Annotated in this window: 15 protein-coding genes; 10 read left to right on the plus strand and 5 right to left on the minus strand. The window is 68.0% G+C overall.

Annotated elements, in window-relative coordinates; all coding sequences use genetic code 11:
• Nucleotide 1: 1 nt before the first annotated feature.
• From ABDJ85_RS01895 to ABDJ85_RS01920, 6 genes are read left to right on the plus strand one after another with little or no spacing between them, the layout of a single operon-like run.
• Complete coding sequence (locus ABDJ85_RS01895) at nt 2–838, plus strand: ABC transporter permease (protein WP_347703028.1); 837 nt, start codon at nt 2–4, stop codon at nt 836–838.
• The gene (locus ABDJ85_RS01900) at nt 835–1,656 is read left to right on the plus strand and encodes an ABC transporter ATP-binding protein (RefSeq protein WP_347703029.1); all 822 of its coding nucleotides are present in this window, start codon (nt 835–837) and stop codon (nt 1,654–1,656) included. The genes ABDJ85_RS01895 and ABDJ85_RS01900 overlap by 4 nt, the downstream gene beginning before the upstream one ends.
• Nucleotides 1,657–1,670: 14 nt before the next feature.
• On the plus strand, nt 1,671–1,874 hold the full coding sequence (locus ABDJ85_RS01905; RefSeq protein WP_347703030.1) for a DUF4089 domain-containing protein: 204 nt from the start codon (nt 1,671–1,673) through the stop codon (nt 1,872–1,874).
• Nucleotides 1,871–3,286, plus strand: a complete 1,416-nt coding sequence (locus tag ABDJ85_RS01910) for an AtzE family amidohydrolase (protein WP_347703031.1) — start codon at nt 1,871–1,873, stop codon at nt 3,284–3,286. Before ABDJ85_RS01905 ends, ABDJ85_RS01910 begins: the two co-directional genes overlap by 4 nt.
• Complete coding sequence (gene hpxZ / locus ABDJ85_RS01915; RefSeq protein ID WP_347703032.1) at nt 3,283–3,666, plus strand: oxalurate catabolism protein HpxZ; 384 nt, start codon at nt 3,283–3,285, stop codon at nt 3,664–3,666. The genes ABDJ85_RS01910 and hpxZ overlap by 4 nt, the downstream gene beginning before the upstream one ends.
• 11 nt (nt 3,667–3,677) lie before the next feature.
• Complete coding sequence (locus ABDJ85_RS01920) at nt 3,678–4,406, plus strand: GntR family transcriptional regulator (protein WP_347703033.1); 729 nt, start codon at nt 3,678–3,680, stop codon at nt 4,404–4,406.
• A gap of 136 nt (nt 4,407–4,542) precedes the next feature.
• Here the strand turns inward: ABDJ85_RS01920 and ABDJ85_RS01925 are convergent, their stop codons facing one another.
• Both ABDJ85_RS01925 and ABDJ85_RS01930 read right to left on the minus strand, forming a co-directional pair.
• Nucleotides 4,543–8,583 carry a S1 RNA-binding domain-containing protein gene (locus ABDJ85_RS01925; protein WP_347703034.1) on the minus strand — a complete coding sequence of 1,347 codons (4,041 nt, stop codon included), beginning with the start codon at nt 8,581–8,583 and terminating at the stop codon, nt 4,543–4,545.
• Between the two features lie 355 nt (nt 8,584–8,938).
• On the minus strand, nt 8,939–9,421 hold the full coding sequence (locus ABDJ85_RS01930; protein WP_347703035.1) for a GreA/GreB family elongation factor: 483 nt from the start codon (nt 9,419–9,421) through the stop codon (nt 8,939–8,941).
• 162 nt (nt 9,422–9,583) lie between these two features.
• Between ABDJ85_RS01930 and ABDJ85_RS01935 the strand changes: the two genes are divergently transcribed.
• From ABDJ85_RS01935 to ABDJ85_RS01945, 3 genes are all read left to right on the plus strand, one after another.
• Nucleotides 9,584–10,765, plus strand: coding sequence for an alpha/beta hydrolase family protein (locus ABDJ85_RS01935; protein ID WP_347703036.1), 1,182 nt, complete (start codon nt 9,584–9,586; stop codon nt 10,763–10,765).
• A 240-nt stretch (nt 10,766–11,005) separates the two neighbouring features.
• Entirely contained in the window at nt 11,006–14,458 is a 3,453-nt protein-coding gene (locus tag ABDJ85_RS01940) for a right-handed parallel beta-helix repeat-containing protein (RefSeq protein WP_347703037.1), read from the plus strand.
• 79 nt (nt 14,459–14,537) lie between these two features.
• On the plus strand, nt 14,538–16,079 hold the full coding sequence (locus ABDJ85_RS01945; RefSeq protein WP_347703038.1) for a glycosyl hydrolase family 79 C-terminal domain-containing protein: 1,542 nt from the start codon (nt 14,538–14,540) through the stop codon (nt 16,077–16,079).
• Here ABDJ85_RS01945 and ABDJ85_RS01950 read toward each other — a convergent pair.
• Nucleotides 16,066–17,361, minus strand: coding sequence for an Hsp70 family protein (locus ABDJ85_RS01950; protein WP_347703039.1), 1,296 nt, complete (start codon nt 17,359–17,361; stop codon nt 16,066–16,068). The genes ABDJ85_RS01945 and ABDJ85_RS01950 overlap by 14 nt on opposite strands.
• Before the next feature lie 110 nt (nt 17,362–17,471).
• On the opposite strand from ABDJ85_RS01950, the gene ABDJ85_RS01955 reads away from it, so the two are divergent.
• Nucleotides 17,472–18,386, plus strand: a complete 915-nt coding sequence (locus tag ABDJ85_RS01955; protein WP_347703040.1) for an alpha/beta hydrolase — start codon at nt 17,472–17,474, stop codon at nt 18,384–18,386.
• Between the two features lie 24 nt (nt 18,387–18,410).
• On the opposite strand, the gene ABDJ85_RS01960 is transcribed toward ABDJ85_RS01955, so the two are convergent.
• The gene (locus ABDJ85_RS01960; RefSeq protein ID WP_347703041.1) at nt 18,411–19,187 is read right to left on the minus strand and encodes a ferredoxin--NADP reductase; all 777 of its coding nucleotides are present in this window, start codon (nt 19,185–19,187) and stop codon (nt 18,411–18,413) included.
• A 203-nt stretch (nt 19,188–19,390) separates the two neighbouring features.
• Nucleotides 19,391–20,443 carry a YeiH family protein gene (locus ABDJ85_RS01965; RefSeq protein ID WP_347703042.1) on the minus strand — a complete coding sequence of 351 codons (1,053 nt, stop codon included), beginning with the start codon at nt 20,441–20,443 and terminating at the stop codon, nt 19,391–19,393.
• Nucleotides 20,444–20,448: the final 5 nt, after the last annotated feature.

A 20,448-nucleotide genomic window follows, 5' to 3' on the forward strand; every position in this document is an offset into this window, starting at 1 on the left:
CATGGACGACAGCTCGACGTCAACGGCCGCCGCTGCACCTTGGGCGGCGCCTGCCTCAAACGCACCGCAGCCGCCGCGCAAGCGGGGCGTCCCGCCGTGGCTGCTGCCGGCGCTTGGCCCCGTGGTGCTCTTCATCATCTGGGACCTGGTCGTGCGCTTCGGGCTTATCAAGCCCATCCTGCTGCCACCGCCGCTGGCCACTTTGGGCACGCTCATCAGCGGCCTGGCCGGCGGCCCGCTGCTGGGGGACTTCATCGTCACCGTCTGGCGCACCGTGCAGGCCTTCTTCATCGCCGCCGTCATCGGCATGCCGCTGGGCGTGCTGCTGGGCAGCAACGAGAAGGCCTACCGCAGCGTCGAGTTCCTGATCGACTTCTTCCGCTCCACGCCCTCGTCAGCGCTGATCCCGCTGTTCTTGTTGATCTTCGGCGTGTCCGACATCAACAAGGTCGCCATCGCCGCCTTTGGCGCCTTCCTGATCGTGGTGTTCAACAGCGCCTATGGCGTCATCAATGCGCGCAAGCAGCGCGTGATGGCCGCCAAGGTGATGGGCGCGACGCGCTGGCAGATCTTCAAGGACGTGCTGGTCTGGGAGAGCCTGCAACCGAGCTTCGTCGGCCTGCGCTCTGCCGTGTCGATGGCCCTCGTCATCGTCGTCGTGGCCGAGATGTTCATCGGCTCGGACAACGGCCTCGGCCACCGCATCATCGATGCGCAGCAGGTGCTCAACGTCAAGACCATGTACGCCGCCATCCTCGCGGCCGGCATCCTGGGCTATGTGCTCAACATCCTCTTCCTCGTCATCGAGCGCAAGATCGTCCACTGGAGCGGCAGATGAACACCGTCCTCAACGCCCCCGTCGTGGCCGATGTGCCGCAGCGCCCCTTCCGCCCCGGGCCGGCGGGCACGCATATCACCATCCGCGGCCTCACCAAATACTTCGCCGGCTGGCCGCTCTACGAGAACTTCGACCTCGACATCCCCAAGGGCAAGATCGTCTCGGTCTTCGGCCCCAATGGCTGCGGCAAGAGCACCCTGATCAACATGATCGCGGGCCTCATCCCCATCGACTCAGGCCAGATCCTGTTCGACGGCAAGAGCCTCGCCGACACCAAGATCGGCTACGTGTTCCAGAACTACCGCGAGGCCATGTTCCCGTGGATGCGGACCATCGACAACATCGCCTACCCGCTCAAGTTAGAGGGCCGCAGCAAGGCCGAGGTGGACCGCCGCATGGCCGAGCTGGTCGAGTCCTTCGACGTCAAGTTCGACCTGAACCGCTTCCCGTATGAACTCTCCGGCGGCCAGCAGCAAACCGCCTCCATCATGCGGGCGCTGGCACCCAACCCCGAGGTGCTCTTCCTCGACGAGCCCTTCTCGGCGCTCGACTTCGAGATGACGCTCTTCATCCGCGAGAAGCTGCAGGAAGTCTTCATGCAGACCGGCACCACCATGCTGCTCGTCTCACACGACCTCGAAGAAGCCGTCTACCTCGCTGACGAGGTGCTGCTGCTGACCAAGCGGCCCACCAAGGTGGCCGAGATCCTGCGCTACGAAGACCCGCGCCCGCGCACCGTGGCCACGCTGTCCGAGCCCAGCTTCATCGCCACCAAGAAGCTGAGCCTGGAGATCTTCCAGCGCGAGGTGCGGCGCTAGTGACAACGAAGAGCATGAAGCCCGCCGACATCGGTGCCTATGTGGATGCGACCGCGCAGCTCTTGCAGCTGCCGATCGCACCCGAGCACCGCCCTGGCGTGCTGCGCTACTTCGGCCTCGCGAGCGAGATGGCCGCGCTGGTGAACGGCCTGCCGCTCACGGTGGCCGACGAGCCCGCGCCCGCCTTCGTCCCCATCGCGCCAGACGAGCTGCCATGACGGGGGCCACCGATCTGCTCCTGGGCCCCGCCCACGCCATGGTCGAGGCCGTGCGCGCGGGCCGCGTCAGCGCCGAGGCCCTGGCCCAGGCCAGCCTCGCCCGCATTGCCGCCAGTGAAGACACCGTCAACGCCTTCACCGACCTCACCGCCGAGCGTGCGCTCGCAGAGGCCCGCGCACTCGACGCCCGCCTGCAAGCGGGCGATGCCGCCACCCGCGCCCTGCCCCTGCTGGGCGTGCCCTATGCCGTCAAGAACCTCTTCGACGTGCAAGGCCTCACCACCCTGGCCGGCTCCAAGATCGAGCGCGATCAAGCGCCCGCTGCCGCCGACGGCCCGCTGCTGCAACGCCTGCAAGCGGCCGGAGCGGTGCTGGTGGGCGCGCTCAACATGGACGAGTACGCCTACGGCTTCACCACCGAGAACAGCCACGAGGGCCCCACCCGCAACCCGCACGACCCACGCTGCAGCGCCGGCGGCTCCTCGGGCGGCTCGGGTGCGTCTGTCGCCGCCGGCCAGGTGCCGCTGAGCCTCGGCTCCGACACCAATGGCTCCATCCGCGTGCCCTCGTCGCTGTGCGGCGTGTTCGGCCTCAAGCCCACCTATGGGCGGCTGCCGCGCAACGGCAGCTACCCCTTCGTCGCCAGCCTCGACCACCTCGGGCCCTTTGCCCGCAATGTGCAAGACCTGGCGCTTTGCTATGACGCGATGCAAGGCCACGACGGGCACGACCCCGCCTGCGTTGCGCGCGGCATCGAGCCCACAGCCGGCACCCTGGGCCAGGGCCTTGATGGCCTGCGCATCGGTGTCCTCGGTGGCTACTTCCACGACAACGCTGGCCCGCAGGCTCGCGCCGCCGTGGCCCGCGTGGCCGCTGCTTTAGGCACCACCCGCGTCGTCGAGCTGCCCGAGGTCGCCCGCGCCCGCGCGGCGGCGTTTGTGATCAGCAACTCCGAGGGCGCCGCCCTGCATCTGCCCGACCTGCGCCGCCGCGCGCAGGACTTCGAGCCCCTGTCGCGCGACCGCTTCCTGGCCGGCAGCCTGATCCCCGGCGCCTGGGTGCAGCAGGCTCAGCGCGTGCGCCGCTGGTTTGCGCTGCGCGCCGCCGAGCTGCTGCGCGAGGTGGACGTGCTCATCGCCCCCGCCACGCCCATGCCCGCGCAGCTGCTGGGCACCGAGTGGATCGAGGTCAACGGGCAGCGCCTCCCCGCACGCCCCAGCCTCGGCCTGCTGACCCAGCCCATCTCCTGCATCGGCCTGCCCGTGTGCGCGGTGCCGGTGTGGAGCAGCGCACCCCTGCCCATCGGCGTGCAAGTCATCGCCGCGCCCTGGCGCGAAGACCATGCGCTGCGCGTCGCCCACGCGCTGGAACAAGCGGGCGTCGTCAGCGCGCCCGTGGCCACACTGTCATGACACCAGAGATCAACCTCCCCGACGTGCTGCTTGAAATGCAAGCCGTGTTCGACCGCTACGAGGACGCCCTCGTGCACAACAAGGTCGAAGTGCTCGACGAGCTGTTCTGGGACTCGCCCACCACCGTGCGCTACGGCGCCACCGAGAACCTCGTCGGCTACGCCGCCATCCAGGCCTTCCGCGCCGGGCGCTCGGCCACGGGCCTGGCGCGCACCCTGCAAAACACCGTGCTCACCACCTACGGGCGCAGCTTCGCCACCGCGCAGACCGAGTTCGTGCGCGAAGGCAGCGCCGCCATCGGCCGCCAGAGCCAGACCTGGGTCCGCTTCCCGCAAGGCTGGCGCGTCGTGGCCGCCCATGTGAGCCTGCTCAAGCCCTAAGATTTCCAGCCATGCGCTCCACCGCCGCCCCGCCCGAGAAGTCCGCCGACATGGGACGAGTGAGGCCCAACCTCGCCGAGCAGGTCTACGCCCAGCTCAAGGCCGAGATGAACGAGTTCAGCCTCGTGCCCGGCGACCGCTTCTCCGAGGCCGAGCTGGGCCAGCGCCTCGGCGTCAGCCGCACGCCGGTGCGCGAGGCCCTCTTCAGGCTGCGCAACGAGGGCTTTCTTGAGGTCGAGCCCAAGTCCGGCTGGTCCGTCCGGCCCATCGACTTCAACCTGCTGGAGCAGCTCTACGACCTGCGCGTCATCCTCGAACTAGCCGCCGTGGCCAAGCTCTGCACCCACGCCGGCCCGCCGCCGGCTGAGCTGGAGTCACTCAAGGACGTGTGGCTCGTGCCCCTGACGGACCGCCTCACCGACCCCGCCGAAGTCGGCCGCCTCGACGAGGCCTTCCACGCCACCCTCGTCCAAGCCGCTGGCAACCCCGAGATGGCCCGCGTCCACTGGGACGTCACCGAACGCATCCGCATCGTCCGCCACCTCGACTTCACCCGCGCCGACCGCATCGAAGCCACCTACGTCGAACACGCCAAGATCCTGCGCGCGGTGATGCAACGCAAGCTCGACCAAGCCCAGCTCCTGCTCAAGAGCCACGTCGAGCAAAGCAAGGCCGAGGTGCGCAAGATCACGCTGGCCACGTTGCATGAGGCGAGGGCGAGGGTGATGAGGGGGCGGTGAGCCCGAAGGGCGACTCACGGCCACAAGCCGATATTCGCTCCTGCGGCTACTTGTCGGAATAGCCAAAGTGCAGCCATTTGGACGTGCAGTACCTTGGTCGAAAACGTGGGTCGGGCTACGAAGCCAATTCGCGGAATCATGGCCGGAGCGGTAACGCAAGTACCAACCCCTTCGGTCCAACCTCGACGAGCCGGACTTGAACCTTTGTTCCCATTGGAAAACGATCTGAGTACGACGCGACGTCACCCAAATGCTTGGCGTGGACTAGACCCTTCTGCCCACGGACATCGATAAAGATGCCATACCGCTGGTGACCTGTGACAGTGCCTTCATAGTTTGCGCCCGGGACTAGATCTTCGAGCGGTGTTGGCACTGCTGTCTCTCGGTATGGCAAAACGACGATTCGATCGAGGTGAGTCATGATCATGGTTACCACCACCTCGAGGTCGCGCCCTTGCCTATGGCGGAAGCCTTCTTCAACGCGAAGCAGGGCAAACAGTCCGCCTTGGAGTTCGACCGTCACGTCCTGCCTGATCTGCTTTGTAACTGTCGCCTTGATCGGTTCACCCGATTGCAGCTTGCGCGCAACTTCGGCCCAGGCTGGGGCAGACTTTCGCTGCGCCAACGCGGTTTTAACCGTCCCCAAGGATTCACTTGCGCTCGCCGAATCCTCCGATTCAAGGATGGTCTGCAATCGATACCAGGCGCCGGCATTCGGGTGGCGTTCGATGGCTTGGACGAGGTCCTTCGAAATTGCCCGAGCGCGTTCGTCATCGCGAACACGCCGCAGGCACTTGCCGGCGATGAGGGGCCAAGCAGGGTGCGACCGATCGGCCTGCAACCAATCGAGCGCTGCATCAACGACTTCATCATCCGCGAGCCCGGCATCCATCATGGACTCCAAGAGATGTCCGGCTTCGCCGCGCGAGAAATCCCCCAAACGAGCCAATAGCTTCATGGCCTGATCGCTCAGCCCGAGGGCATTTCCTGCAGGCAAATGGCTCCGCCGCTTAAGCACAACCTGGAACACCGGCAACCAATCAGACCGATCTTCTCGACCTGTCAGCCACGAGCAGCCCTGAGCGACCAGGGCGCGCTCGTCGACGGTCTCGGGTAGCAGCTTGGGCCGCTCCAGCAGCGCTCGCCAGACGTAGGTCCATTCGGCGCGATCTTCTCGACCTGTCAGCCACGAGCGGCCCTGAGCGACCAGGGCGCGCTCGTCGACGGTCTCGGGTAGCAGCTTGGGCCGCTCCAGCAGCGCTCGCCAGACGTAGGTCCATTCGGCACGATCTTCTCGACTTGCCAGCCACGAGCAGCCCTGAGTGACCAGGGCGCGCTCGTCGACGGTCTCGGGTAGCAGCTTGGGCCGCTCCAGCAGCGCCCGCCAGACGTAAGCCCATTCAGCGCGATCTTCTCGACCTGTCAGCCACGAGCAGCCCTGAGCGACCAGGGCACGCTCGTCGACGGTCTCGGGTAGCAGCTTGGGCCGCTCCAGCAGCGCCCGCCAGACGTAGGTCCATTCAGCGCGATCTTCTCGACCTGTCAGCCACGAGCAGCCCTGAGCGACCAGGGCGCGCTCGTCGACGGTCTCGGGTAGCAGCTTGGGCCGCTCCAGCAGCGCCCGCCAGACGTAGGTCCATTCAGCGCGATCTTCTCGACCTGTCAGCCACGAGCAGCCCTGAGCGACCAGGGCGCGCTCGTCGACGGTCTCGGGTAGCAGCTTGGGCCGCTCCAGCAGCGCCCGCCAGACGTAGGTCCATTCAGCGCGATCTTCTCGACCCGTCAGCCACGAGCAGCCCTGAGCGACCAAGTTGCGTGCTTCATCTTCGTGCACCGAACTTCCGGCGAGAGCAAGCATGTCTTGGAGCACAAACGCCCAACACGGCACATCCGTCAACTCAAGTTCGGCAAGCGCCAGTCGACGAGACATCTCAAGTGCGCTCTGACCTTGGCGTGGCAGCTTCTTCCACACGAAGTGCCAGTCCGCCCGTTCTTGATTGCTTTCAAGCCAGCGTGCTGCGACATCGGCCATCTCAGGCTCAACGCCGTTCGTACCGGATTGGTGCTCCGCAAGAGCCTCCCAAATCCGAGACCACTGGCCGATCTTCAATCCCTCGTCCGACACGATTCGACGTCTTGCCCAGTCTGCCAATGAATGGTCGTTCGGATGAGATCTCCAAAGACGCCACCAGAACGCCGGCCAGTAGGCTTGGCGCGGATCCGAATCGCGCCACTGGTCCATGGTCTCCAGCGCTCTTTGGATCAAGTCGTTTGCGCCAGTGCCGAGGCTGGCATGTGCTGCACGCCAACAGGCCCAACTAATGGCCATGTCTGACTGAATCCTCCGATCACCGCCGGGTGGCAAGATCCGCCACTTCGCGACGCATCGTGCGGCCAAACCGTCCATGTCGACGTCTACCAAGCGATCGACCAGCAGACTCCGGTCGGAGGCCGAAAACGTCCGCAGCAATCGAGCGGCAAGGGTATCGTCCCCCTCGTCTACCGCACGCTCGAATGCCAACGCGAGATCACGGGCGTATGCCAGCGGAGTGGAGGGTTTGACGAGCGCGCGGTAGATGGCGTCGCTCAAATGCGGATGGGTGAGGCGGACCAGTTGACTTGCTGCTTGGAGTTCGAGCACTGAGAAGTCACCATCGCGATTCAGTGCCTCCAGACTCTCCCGGTCCGACTCCTCTAACCATCTGTAGGGCGCCCGCAGGTACAGTCGGTTGAGCGCGAGCAAGGGCCGCAGCGGTTGTTGCAAAGATGCAGCTGCGAGACGATCGCAGAACTTGGCGCCGAACTCTCTGAGGTCCCCAAACTCCAGCTCGGCGGCCATTGAGACAAATAGGCCCTGGCCTTGCTGTGATTGCGCAAACGCCACACCCTGGCCGGAGGCCGCCGATCCACGCCTCTCGCTGACCCAGTGGAGAACATCGGCCGCTTCGCTGCTGCCAACCGGATTGATCGGCACGGCTGTGACCTCGAACCCGCGGAACCTCGTCGCATCGACGAATGCCTCCGCGAACTCGGTTGGGCCACAAGTAACCAGTACAGGCCACCCGCGGGGACCCTGCTCGTCGACATAACTTGCGAGTCTGGAAAAATCTAGCTGCTCACGCGCGTCACGATCGTAGATGTCATCGACAGCGATGAACTCAGGAGCTTCGTGCGGCCGCAAGTCCTCCGTGTCCCTGAGTGCGCGATCCAGCAAGCTGGCGTCACCGCTTAGCCACTGCACGCGGCGTCCGCTCAAAACCAGCTGCTCAAGTAGCTGTAGCAGGAGCACGCTCTTGCCGACACCAGATCGCCCGCTCAACCAAAGAACCCGGATTGCCGCATCTGGAGAGAGCACTGCAAGCTCGCTGAGCTCTGCTGCCCGCTGCGTCAGCAGCGCAACTCGCGCATCGCGCGGCATGTACTGACCTGCGCGCATACGCGCCAGAGTGGCCTGCCGTCCCACTTCAAGGCGAAAGCGATGTACTTGCCTTGCTGGCGCGAAGTCGGCGGCCGAAAGCAACTGCCCCACGTGAGATCCCGGCCGGCGTGAAACTGCATAGCGCTCAGCGATTGCATCTCTGCATAGACGGGCATCGTCGGGGTCGACACGCCTCAGCATGACGCGTTCAAAGGCGAACCTGGCAAACGAATACGGATCGGCGACGTGATGCCAAACTGCAGTTACGGCGCGCCACCATGGATCCAGTTCGATGCGGGGCGAAACGAGTCGCCCCTGCGCCTCCAGTTTTCCAATCAGGTTTTTGTGAAGCGACCCCTTGGGCAGATCAGTCCATTTCGTTGCCCCGGATGTGAAGGCAGAAACAACTCCGTACCTGAGCTCTCCCTTCAGCTCAGGTCTGGCCGTGGAAACGAATGACTCGATTGCATCGATTTCCCCCGCAGCCGAGTCAAGGGTGGCAGGCGTAAGCGTGCGCTTTACCTGGAGCAGCACGAGTCGCTGAGCCCCATCCCACCTAGCGATGTCTGACAAAGCCTCGACAAAAACATCACCCTTGCTACGTAAGTCATCGCCCGATCCAGCGAGTGCCTCAGCTAGTTCCGCAACGTAGACCCGCGCCTGGAAGGCAAAGCCTGCCATCGCATAAATGCCACCCGTGGCCCGCCGAGGCTCGGCGCTTGCGTATTGCCCAAGCAGACTTGTGATGTCTGAATCCATACTTAGTAACGGTAAGGGCCATGATCGATGCCAGAGCGCTTCTTCCCAGCATCCCACCTGAAATCGGGCCCCAATGCCAAGCTAACCGAGCTGTTCAGCATGCTAGCCCACGCGAACTTGGGGTGCCTCGGCGAGATTGCGGTCGCCCGGTTGGATGTGACGAATGGCAGGAACGGGTCGGCAGCGCCCGTTCGCGACCCTCGACTTTGGCCATTCCGCGTGGACACCGCTGGGCACGTCGAGTTTGCTGCCATCAACGGTAGCTTCCTGAGTCGCCCGCTCGCACGATGACGCTTCTGCTAGGGCCGCGTCAGTGCCGGACAACGACTTCACGAGCCGTGTACTTGCTTGCGGCCTACTCGACCCGCAGCACCTCAAACTGCTGTCGGATTGGAGCGTCCCCGATCGACACCTCATCACCCTCGCATTTGCCCAGCATGGCCCTGCCGAGCGGGGCCTCGCAGCTGATGACCTGCACGGGCTGCGCGCCGCTGACCAACTTCATGCTGCCTCCACCTGGGCCGAGAAAGAGCTGTTGTTGCTTGCCGTCTGAATCGACGAGGCAGACAAGCGCGCCGAGCTGAATACCTTTGCTGGCGTCGTAGGGGCTGGGGCGGAACTGGCGCCAATTGACCATCGCCTGACGGATGGCTTCGGCGCGACGAGCTTGTCCAGCGGCCAGGTAGGCCGCTTCGAGACCCAAGGTGTCGTATTTGTTCTCGGCGATGTTTTCTTCGTGAGTCGCCGTTTCATGGGCGACTCGCGCTGCGTGTTCGGCTTGCAGCAGGTCTTCGGCGAGCCGCTCCAGCACCTGCTGCAGCAGCAAGAATTTATCCATGATGAACGGCCAGCATCTCGAACAAGCGGGGGCAGAGTTTGATTGTGAAGCGCACCACCAACGTTCGACGCTTCTGATCGTTGCCGCCTCACCAGCACCGGGCACGACGGAACCACGGCCGACGCCAGCGACACTGAACCTCGCCAACGCCCCACGACGCCTATGCACGCCACTCGCCTCAGCCGCACCCTCGCCTTCATCGCGGCCATCGCCGCCCCGCTGATGGCGTTCTCCGCCGAGCTTCCCGCCGCCGCCCCCGGCCCCTACGCCGTCGGCAGCACCAACATACAGGTCACCCTGCCGGCCGCCGACGCGCTGCCGATGATCGAGTACCTGAACGGCAAGCTGGCGTCACCCAAGGCTGTCTACATGGACGACATCCTGGCGCACAAGGACGCGGCGCTGCTGAAGACCGTGACGGTGCCGGCCGGCCACCCGGGCGCGGGGCAGTTGGCGGGGCAGAGCTTGCCGCTGCTGCTCTACGTGCTCTACCCCACGGCCAAGGAAAACGCGCGGCCGAGCTATACCTTTCCGTACACGGAGACGGGAGACAACGTCTTCCCGCACATGCAGCGGCCGGGGGAGGCACCGATCTTTGCGGATGCGGCGGCCAAGTACCCGGTGATCATTTACTCAGGCGGCTACAACACGCATGGGCTGTGGCACCTGGCGCACCTGAAGACGCTGGCGTCACACGGCTATGTGGTGGTGGACATCTTCCATGGCGACGCGCGGGGGCCGGGGTTCTTGGAGTCGATGGCGCTGCGGCAGGTGGCCTTCAAGGCGGCGACGGACTTCATCCTGACGGACCCGGCCTTTGCGGGCCATGTGGATGCTGAACGCGTGGGCGCCTCGGGCGCGAGCGCCGGCGGGCAGACCATCCTGTCCATGATGGGCGGCGTGCGGCCGGGCGGCATGCAGCCGTCGGTGCACGACCCACGCATCAAGGCGGGCTTTGGCACGGTGCCCTTCACGGGCACGAGCTTTGGCGTGTGGCCGATGCAGGTGGACGCCTGGTTCTTTGGCAAGGACTACGCGGGGCTGCAGAGCGTGAAGGTGCCCTACTTCGCCATCGCGGGCGAGAAGGACGAGAGCTGCCCGAGCAGCACGGTGCAGGCCTCGGCCCGCCGCGTGGGTGGGCCGGCCTGGGTGGTGGAGCTGGCTGGCGCGAGCCACAACCTGGGTGAAGGCGGCAGCACCGCCGAGGCCGAGGCCCGGGCCTGGGAGCTGGTCTTCTTTGACGCCTACCTGCGCGGCTACGCTGCTGCCCGGGCGCTGCTGGTGCCGGGCAATACGGTGCAGGGCAGCACGCGCAGCCGGATGCTGGTGTCGCCGCTCAACTAGGGCCTGTTAGCGCGGCGACAGCGGCGACGGCACCCGCCGGCGGACAACGCTGTCCAGCATTTGCTTACAGACGTAACGGCCGCTGAAACCCCTGGCCGGCGCGGGGCGCGACACACTGGGCATGTAAACGTTTCCATGCCGCGTGAGGGAGGTCGGCCGGGGCCGCCGTGAGGCGCCGGAGCGGGCTGCCCGAGTGCGGCGCCACGCCCTAAAACCCCTGCCGCCCCGGAGAGACTCCCCATGCGCACGCCGCTCCTGCTCAGCCCGACTTTGCTCGTCTCGGCCCTGCTGTCTGCCTGCGGTGGCGGGGGGGCAGGCTCCTCGGCCCCAGCGGGTCAGGTGGGGCCGATGGCGGCGCCGCCCGCGCCCACGGTGGCTCCGGCGGGCGCCTCCAACGGCGAATCGTCACCAAATGTTTCGGCCCTGGCCGCGACGGTGGGCGTGCAGCGCTGGGTGGCCCCGACGGGCAGCGACAGCGCCGACTGCAGCGCGGCCGCCCCCTGCCGCACGGTCCAGAAAGGCCTGAGCCTGCTGGCCCCGGGCGACACGCTCTACCTGCGCGCGGGCACCTATGTGGAGGACTCCGCGCGCAGCGCCTTCACGGCGCCCTGCACGGGGCTGGCGGGCGTGACGGCCAGCCTGTGCCTGCCGCGCTCGGGCACGGCAGCGGCGCGGCTGGTGCTGGCCGCCGCGCCGGGCGACGAAGGCCGCGTCATCATCGACAGCCAGAGCCTGCGCAGCGGCCTGGCCTTGAACGGGCAGGACTACTGGACGGTGCGCGGCCTGGTGCTGCGCAACAACCTGGGCGTGGGCATCGGCAACACGCTGCTGGCGTTGAACGAGGCGGCCAACCAGAGCCGCATGGCCTCGGGCATCGTGCTGGAGCGCAATCGCATCGAGCAGACGCGCGGCAGCCTGGGCGACGCCGCCGCCATCGCGCTGGCGCACGCCCGGGGCTGGGCGGTGCGGGACAACGTGATCGACGGCGTGAGTGGCGGGGCCCGCACGGCTGCGGCCGGCAGCGTCACAACCACCACGGTGGGGGCGGGCATCGGGCTGCTGGGCCTGGGCCTTGATGGGGTGCTGGTGGAGCACAACGAGATCCTGAACGTCGACATCGGCCTAGCCTGGCGCGACCACTTTGCCGCGTCCACGCCGGGCACGCAGCAAGAGGCCGAGGTGCGGCTCAACCGCGTGACGGCGCGCCAGACGGGCGTGCAGATCAGGGCGCGCGCCACGGGCGGCACCGAGGCGGGCGAGAACCGCCTGCACCACAACATCGTGATCGCGCCCACGGGCCTGGACAGCATGCTCGCCAACGCGCGCGAGCCCAGCGGCCTGCTGGTGCTGGAGCACAACGTGTTCGACGGCACCGACGCGCCGTCTGCCACCGGCATTGCCGCCGACGCACACCGCAGCCTGCGCCTGCAGGCCAATGTCTTCACGCGGCAGGCACGGCCGCTGGTGCTGGGCAAGCCCAGCAGCCGCATCTACGCGCGGCTGACGGCGGCGGACTACAACGTGCACCCCGGCACCGGCAGCTACCTGCTGGACCAGGGCAGCACCGCGCGGGCCACGGTGCAGGGCTTTGCGGCCTGGCAGCGCCTGCGCAGTGGCCGCTACACGACGCTGGCCGTCAACGCGCCCGACAGCCACGGCGCCTCGGGCGTGTTCCAGGCGCTGTTCAGCGACAGCAGCTACCGCCCGGCGCCCGGCTCACCCGCCCGCAACCTGCTGGGCACCGGCCAGCATGCCGGCGCCTACGAGACCGAGCGCGAGGTGATTGGCGTGACGGCAGCTCCGGCTCCGGCTCCGGCTCCCGCACCTGCACCTGCACCTGCACCTGCACCTGCACCTGCACCTGCACCTGCACCTGCACCTGCACCCGCGCCAGCCCCAGCCCCAGCCCCAGCCCCAGCCCCAGCTCCCGCACCGGCCCCCTCCCCCAGCGCCGTCGCGCTGAACGTGCGCGTGGCGGGCCTGGCGCTGGGCGGGCAGGTGGTGTTGAGCCAGGGCAGCGCCACGGTCACGGCCACGCTGAACGGGCCTTACAGCTTCACGCCGCAGGTCGCAGCCGGCGCGCCGCTGGCCCTGAGCGTGAGCAGCCAGCCGGCGGGCCAGCGCTGCGCGGTGTCCGAGCTGGCGCCAAGCGCCGTGCCGGCCGATGGCAGCCCGGTGTTCGTGCGCTGCGTCAGCCAGCCGGGCAGCCGCCTCACCCTGCCCGACACCTTGCCCAATGCGGCGCTCAGCGTGAGCTTCCCGCTGCAAGACCGCGCCTACCCCGGCCTGCCCTATGAGAGCCGGCCCGGCGTGGTGGGCGGCATCTTCCCGTACGAGTACCGGCTGCTCACCCTCACCCGCGACGGCGTGACGCAGGACCTGAGCAGCGTGAAGCTCGATTTCCGCGCGGGCACCGTGCGCTTCACGCCCAGTACCGAGGGCAACTACGCGCTGACGCTGCAGGTGCGTGACAGCGGCGCCGTGCAGAAGACCCTGCAGCAGACCTTCAACATCACGGTGGCCAGCGCTTCCTTCGCCTTTGTCGCGCCGGATGGCCTGGACGCCGCCGGGCGGGGCAGCCGCAGCGCGCCCTTCAAGACCATTGCCTACGCGCAGGCCAACAGCGGGCCCGACAAGGTGTTGCTGCTGCGCAAGGGGCGCTACAGCGCGGTGGGCCTCGCGCTCACCGACGACAAGGCCAAGCAGTTGGTGGCCTACCCCGACGAGGTCGTCACGCTCGACCTGGCGCGCAGCAGCTCGATCGACATCCGCTCAGACCGCCTGCCCATGCCGCGCGTGGAGGGCGTGGACATCACCGGCGTGCAGCAGTACGGCATCAATGTCGACCCGGCGCTGGCCGGTGCCGTGATCCGCAATGTGCGCTTCGTCGACGCGGTGGAAGGCCCGGTCAAGTTCGAGAACCCCGGCTTCATCCACACCTGGGGCGATGTGCTGCCGCGCCACAAGCTGCTGGTGCAGGACAACGACTTCGGCCGCTACGTGGGCGCGGCCTATGCCACGACCTTCTTCGACGCCTTTGACAGCCTCATCGAGAACAACCAGCTGCGCCTGGGCGAGGGCGTGAACGGCGGCTTCCACGACAAGGACAACTCGCAGTCCAACGTCTACCGGCAGAACTATGTCGAGGCCCCGGCCAACTCACCCAACCACGGCATCCAGATCTCGGCGCAGGGGGGCTCCAAGGGCGTGCACATCCACCACAACCTGCTGGTCAACGGCAACATCCTGCTGGGCACACAGTGCGTGACCGAGGGCTGCACGATGACCGAGCACAACGTGCACCACAACACCCTGGTCAACGCCACCATCGAGCAGGCCTGGGGCGTCTTCAACGCCGGCAGCAGCGGCACGCGCATCACGCACAACATCATCAGCTCGGGCAAGTGGGCGCCCTACTGGGGTGTCTCCTGCCAGCGCCTGCCCGACAGCTTTGCCACCGCCATGACCACGGCGGCCAACCTGATCGAGACCACCAGCGTGCTCGCGCACAAGGACGTCGAGTGCTCGGGCAACGACATGCTCTGGCCCGCCTGGCAAGGCACCTACGGGCGCGACACCACCGCCTCGGGCAGCGTCGTCACCAGCACCAGCGCCCTCGTGGGCAGCGGGCCCACCACCGGCCTGCCTACGGGCGATGCCCGGCGCGGCCAGCGCGGCCACCAGTTGCCCTGAAGACGAGACGCACACCCCGGCCGCATTGCTATCCTCCCCGCCGCCACACGGGGTGGCGCAATGGCAAGGCAGGCCGGCGATGGATCGACGTTCGTGGTTGTGCGGGGCAGGCGCACTGGCGCTGACTGGCCCGGGATGGGCGGGCAGCGCGGAGGCCCGGCTGGAGGTGTTGCCCGGCGAGACGCTCAACCAGGTCCCGCCCGACTACAACGGCTTCAGCATCGAGACCTCGACGCTGGAGAACCCGCGCATCTACCACCCCGACAACCGCAGCCTGGTGGCGCTCTTCAAGCGCCTGACGCCCAGCGGCGTGCTGCGCCTGGGCGGCAACAGCAGCGAGTTCTGCTGGTTCAAGGCTCGGCCCGATGCCACGCCGCCGCAGATCCGCACGGCCGGCCAGGGCCGCGCCGACAACTGGATGCCGCAGCGCTTCCATGCCATCACGCCGCAGGCCATCGACCACCTGCGCGCCTTTCTCGATGCCACGGGCTGGAGCTGCATCTACGGCCTGAACTTCGGCACCGGCTCGCCCGAGCGTGACGCGGAGGAGGCCGCCTACGTGGCGCGCGCCCTGGGCCCGCGCCTGCGCTATTTCCAGATCGGCAACGAGCCCGACTTCTACCGCTCCGACAACAACCTGCTGCGCCCGCCGGGCTGGGACTTTGCCGACTACCTGCAGGAGTGGATGGGCATTGCCCGCGCCGTGATTGCCGCCGTGCCGACGGCGCGCTTTGGCGGGCCCGACGTGGGCTCGTCGGCCGACTGGGTGGTGCGCTTTGGCGAGCAAGCCGCGCCGCTGCTGGGCGCGCGCCTCGTCGAGCTCTCGGGCCACTACTACGCCGAGGGCCCGCCCGACAGCCCTGACGCGACCATCGCCAACCTGCTGGCGCCCGACCCGCGCATTGCCGAGCGCATGGACGCCATCATGCCGGTGGCCCGCGCGCGGGGCCTGGGCTTCCGGATGGCCGAGGGCAACAGCTGCTTCCGCGGCGGCAAGGCCGGCATGAGCAATGCACTGGCGGGCGCGCTCTGGGGCATGGACTACATGCTCGACATGGCGGCACGCGGCTGCCAGGGCATCAACTTTCATGGCGGCGGCGGCAGCGAGATTGCCAGCGCCCTGGGCGACAAGCTGCCCGGCGCCTTCAACGAGCGCGACCGCGAGATCGCCCGGCTCGGCACCTTCTACTCGCCCGTGGCGGGCAACCCCGAGCGGGGCTACACGGCCCGCCCGCTCTTCCTGGCGATGCTGGCCGTACAGCAGCTGGCGGGTACGCGCCTGGTCCGCAGCCACTTCGACACCCAGGGCGCCAATGCCACCGCCTATGTGGCGCAGGCCGGGCGCGGCTGGCGTGTGGCCCTCGTCAACAAGGACGCCGAGCGTGACCTGACGGTGCAGCTGCAACTGCCGGCAGCGGGACACAAACAGCTGCGCCAGGCCGAGGTCTGGCGCCTGACCGGCCCGGCGCTGGACGCCACCGAGGGCATCACCCTGGCCGGCAGCGCGGTGGGCCCTGGCGCGCAGTGGCAGCCGCGTGAGGTCTCAAGGCTCAAGGCGAGCCACGGGGTCTTGAGCCTGCCGTTGCCGCGCGCCAGCGCCGCCGTGCTCAGGCTGGGCTGAACACCCGCTCTGCATACAGCCCCAGCCCCGTCGCCACGGACGCAAAGCGGTCGCCCGTGACGCGCTGCGCCTGCGGGAAGGCGGCGGCCAGCGCGTCGGCCAGGGGTCGCAGGCCGGTGGAGCCGCCGGTCAGGTAGAGCGCATCGATCTGCGTGGGCGCGAGGCCGGCGAGCAGCACGGTCTCGTGCGCAGTGGTGACGATGCGCTCCAGGTCGTGCCGCAGCGCCTCGATGGCGATGGGCTCGCTCAGGCGCAGGTGCAGCCCCGGCTCGATGAGGTCGAGCAGGATCTCGGCATCGCTGCCGCCCGAGATGGCGATCTTGGCGTCTTCGGCGCGGGCGGCCAGCTCGTGGCCGAGGCGCTCGTCGAGCACGGTCATCAGGCGCGCATGGTGCTCGGGCCGCTCGAACCACTTGCGCATGCCGCGCCACTCGGCCACGCGCAGCGGCGCGTAGCAGGTGTTGATCAAGTGCCAGGTGGCGAGGTCGAAGTAGAGGCCGCTCGGCACCTCGCGGCCGCTGGGCCCCAGCGCGCGAAAGCCGAACTCGCGCAGGATGGCGACCAGCTCGATGTGGCGGTCAAAGTCAGTGCCGGCGATGTGCACGCCGTGGCTGGCCAGGATGTCGTCGCGCCGCGCCAGGCGCGCCATGCGCTCGGGGCCGACGCGCACGACCGAGAAGTCTGAGGTGCCGCCGCCGATGTCGGCCACCAGCACGACCTGCTCGCGCGTGGCCTGGCGTTCAAAGTCGAAGGCCGCCGCGATGGGCTCGAACTGGAACTGCACCTCGGTGAAGCCCACCGCCTGGGCCATGGCAGCCAGCTGCGACTGGGCCTGCGCGTCGCGCTCGGCATCACCATCCACAAAGAACACCGGGCGGCCCAGCACCACCTGCTGCGGGTCGCCCGCCGCGCGGCGCAGGCGCTTGAGGTAGCCGGCCACGATGTCGAAGTACTTGGCGCCGCGCCCGCCGCCCACGTCTGTCGTCTGGTCGATGAGGCTGGAGCCGAGGATGGACTTCATCGAGCGCATCAGGCGCCCGTCGTGCCCGTCCACATAGGCCTGGATGGCCGCCCGGCCAAAGGCGCGCGGCGGCCCGTCGGCGTCGTGGGCGCCCTCGGCAAAGTAGAAAACCGCCGTGGGGCTGGTGTTGGTGTTGCCCGTGTGCTGGGGCTCCAGCGGGACCAGGCGCATGTTGTCCGCGCTCGGCACCGCCACTGCGGAATTCGACGTGCCGAAGTCGATGGCACAGAAGCGGGGGCTGGCGTGGGAGGCTGGGCTCATGGGGGCGCGGATTCTAGGAGGGCCGGCAGCGATGCGCCCCGCCCCACGGTCCCCCACGGTCCCCACGCACAATGCGCGTCCCCCAAAAGCCTGCCCCCTCCTCCACGCCCATGCCCAATCGCTTGCTTTCGTGGATCTGCGTCCTGGGCCTCATCGCGCCCTGGCCACTGGCCCTGGCACAGCCTGCCCAGGAAGCGGCCTTGCCGGCCTATCAGTTGGCAGATACCGAGGTGCTGCCCATCCCTGCGCCCGCGCTGGGGCGGGTCTATGAGGCCTTCGTCGCCCTGCCCAAAGGCTATGCGCAGTCCAACCGGCGCTACCCGGTGGTGTACGTCACCGACGCGGCGTACGCCTTCCCGCTCGTCCGTGCGATTGCGGCGCGCGTGCGGGACCACGGCGTCGGCCTGGAGGACTTCATCCTGGTGGGCCTGTCCTACGCCAAGGGCGACAGCGGCACCACCAGCCGCAACCGGGACTACACGCCCACCGACCGCCACGCCAAGCCGGGCAGCGACGAGCGCCCCGGGGCCTACGGCCAGGCAGCGGCCTATCTCGACTATCTGCGCACCACGGCCCTGCCCGCCGTCGAGCGCCGCTACCGGGCGGACCCCGGTCGGCGCATCTACGTCGGCCACTCTTACGGCTCGCTGCTGGGCATCCACGCCCTGCTGACCGAGCCCACGCTCTTCAGCCACTATGTGCTGGGCAGCCCCTCGCTTTGGTACGACGACCACCACGCGTTCGAGGCCGAGCGGCGCTACGCCAGCACCCACCGGCAAATGCCGGCCCAGGTGCGCTTCTACATCGGGAGTTTTGAGCAGATCAGGAAGGGCGTGCCCCGCTACGACACCCACTACGACATGGTGGGCGACCTCGCGCGCTTCGTCGCGCAGATGCGCTCACACCGCTACCAAGGCCTGAACCTGCAGAGCCAGGTGCTGGGCGATGAGGACCACGCCACGGTGTTCCCGGCGCTGATCACGCGGGGCCTGATGTGGGCCCTGCCCAAGCCAACGGGGCGCTGACCTGGCGCCCGCGAAAAACGAGGCTCAGCGCTCGACGAAGGCGCGTTCGATCACGTAGTCGCCCGGCTCGCCCTGGCTCGCGCTGATCTTGAAGCCCTTGGCGTCGAGGATCTTGGACAGATCGGTCAGCATGCCGGGGCTGCCGCAGATCATGGCGCGGTCGGTCGCGGGGTCCAGCGGCGGCTGGCCGAGGTCTTCGCAGAGCTTGCCGCTCTCCAGCAGGTCGGTCAGGCGGCCCTGGTTGCGGAAGGGCTCGCGCGTGACCGTGGGGTAGTAGAGCAACTTGCCGCTCACCAGCTCGCCCAGGTACTCGTGCGCGGGCAGTTCCTTCTCGATGAAGTCGGCATAGGCCAGCTCGCTGACCTGGCGCACGCCGTGCACGAGGACGACGTGCTCGAAGCGCTCATAGGTCTCGGGGTCCTGGATGATGCTCATGAAGGGCGCCAGACCCGTGCCGGTCGAGAACAGGAACAGGCGCTTGCCGGGCTTGAGGTCGTCGATGACCAGGGTGCCCACGGGCTTGCGGCCGACGATCAGCTCGTCGCCCACCTTCAGGTGCTGCAGGCGCGAGGTGAGCGGGCCGTTCTGCACCTTGATGCTGAGGAATTCCAGGTATTCCTCGTGATTGGGGCTGGCGATGCTGTAAGCCCGCAGCAGGGGCTTGCCATCCACCGGCAGGCCAATCATCACGAAGTGACCATTGTGAAAACGCAAAGCCGCATCACGCGTGGTGCGGAAGGAAAACAGCGTGTCGTTCCAGTGGTGAACGCTCAGCACGCGCTCGTTGGCAAAGTTGGCCATGGCCTGAATCGGTTGGGTCGTGATGAAAATTTGGGGTCCGCCGCGGGCCTGCTGCCCTCTGGGCGCAGAGGGGCGGCGGCCCGATGGAGAGGCCTGCTGGCGCCGCAAACAGCACCGCGCCGGGCCCCGGCCCGCCAGCAAAGCCGGCAAGCCTCGGCAAAACCCAGGATTGTCCCGCAGTGCAGCATGATTCTGAAACCCCTTCAGCGGGCGGTGCCGAGAAGCACCCAGGCCAGCACCAGGCCGGCCAGCCACACGGTTTCGGCCACCATCAGCAGCACCGGCCGCCAGCCGCTGTGCACCAGGGCCTGCATGGACGTGCGCACGCCCAAAGCCGCAATGGCCAGGGTGATGCAGTCGCGCGAGAGCTCGGTGGCCGCCGTGGCCACGGCCACCGGCATGGGCCAAAGCGACTGCAGGCCGACGAGGCCGAAGAACACCCACAGGAACCAGGGCACGGTGCGCAGGGCTCCGCCTCGCACCGCGCCAGCCTGCGGCCCCTGCCGCCAGGCCAGCGACACCACGGCCACCACGCCGGCCAGAGAGGCCACGCGCAGCAGCTTGACCAGGGTCGCCGTGTCGCCCGCCTGCGTGCCGAGCAAATAGCCCGAGGCCACGACCTGGGCGACGTCGTGAATGGCAGCGCCGAAGAAGATGCCCGACTGCCGGGGCGACAGGTCCAGCGCATGGGCCACCACCGGGTAGGCCAGCATGGCCAAGGTCGACAGCGCCGTGACCAGCATGACCACCAGCACCGTGAAGCGCTCCTGCTCGCGGCTGCGCGGCAGCACGGCCGCGATGGCCAGCGCCGCCGAGGCCCCGCAGATGGCCGTAGCCCCGCCCGAGAGCACGCCCTGCGCGGGGCTCAGCCCCAGGCGCCGCGCCAGCCACAGCCCGAAGCCGAGGGTGGCCACCACGCTGCCGGCCACGGCCAGCACCGTGCCCAGCCCCAAACCCACCATCTGGCCAAAGGTGATGCGCACGCCCAGCAGGGCCACGCCCAGGCGCAGCAGCAGGCCGCTGCACAGCGCCAGGCCGGGGGCGATGCGCGGGTCCTCATGCAGGAAGTGCAGCGACACGCCAAACAGCAGCGCATAAAGCAGCTGCGGCCCGCCGTGGGCCTTGGACACAAACGCAGCTGCCAAGCCGATGACGATGCACAGCAAGAGCCCCGACCAGCGCGCCTGGCAGGCCAGCCACCAGCGCGGGGTGGCAGGAGCCGCCGGCGCAGACAGGGGCAGCGGCGGGTCCTGCATGGCGC

It is taken from the genome of Roseateles paludis (assembly GCF_039872745.1).
In the GTDB taxonomy this organism is placed as follows: domain Bacteria; phylum Pseudomonadota; class Gammaproteobacteria; order Burkholderiales; family Burkholderiaceae_C; genus Pelomonas; species Pelomonas paludis.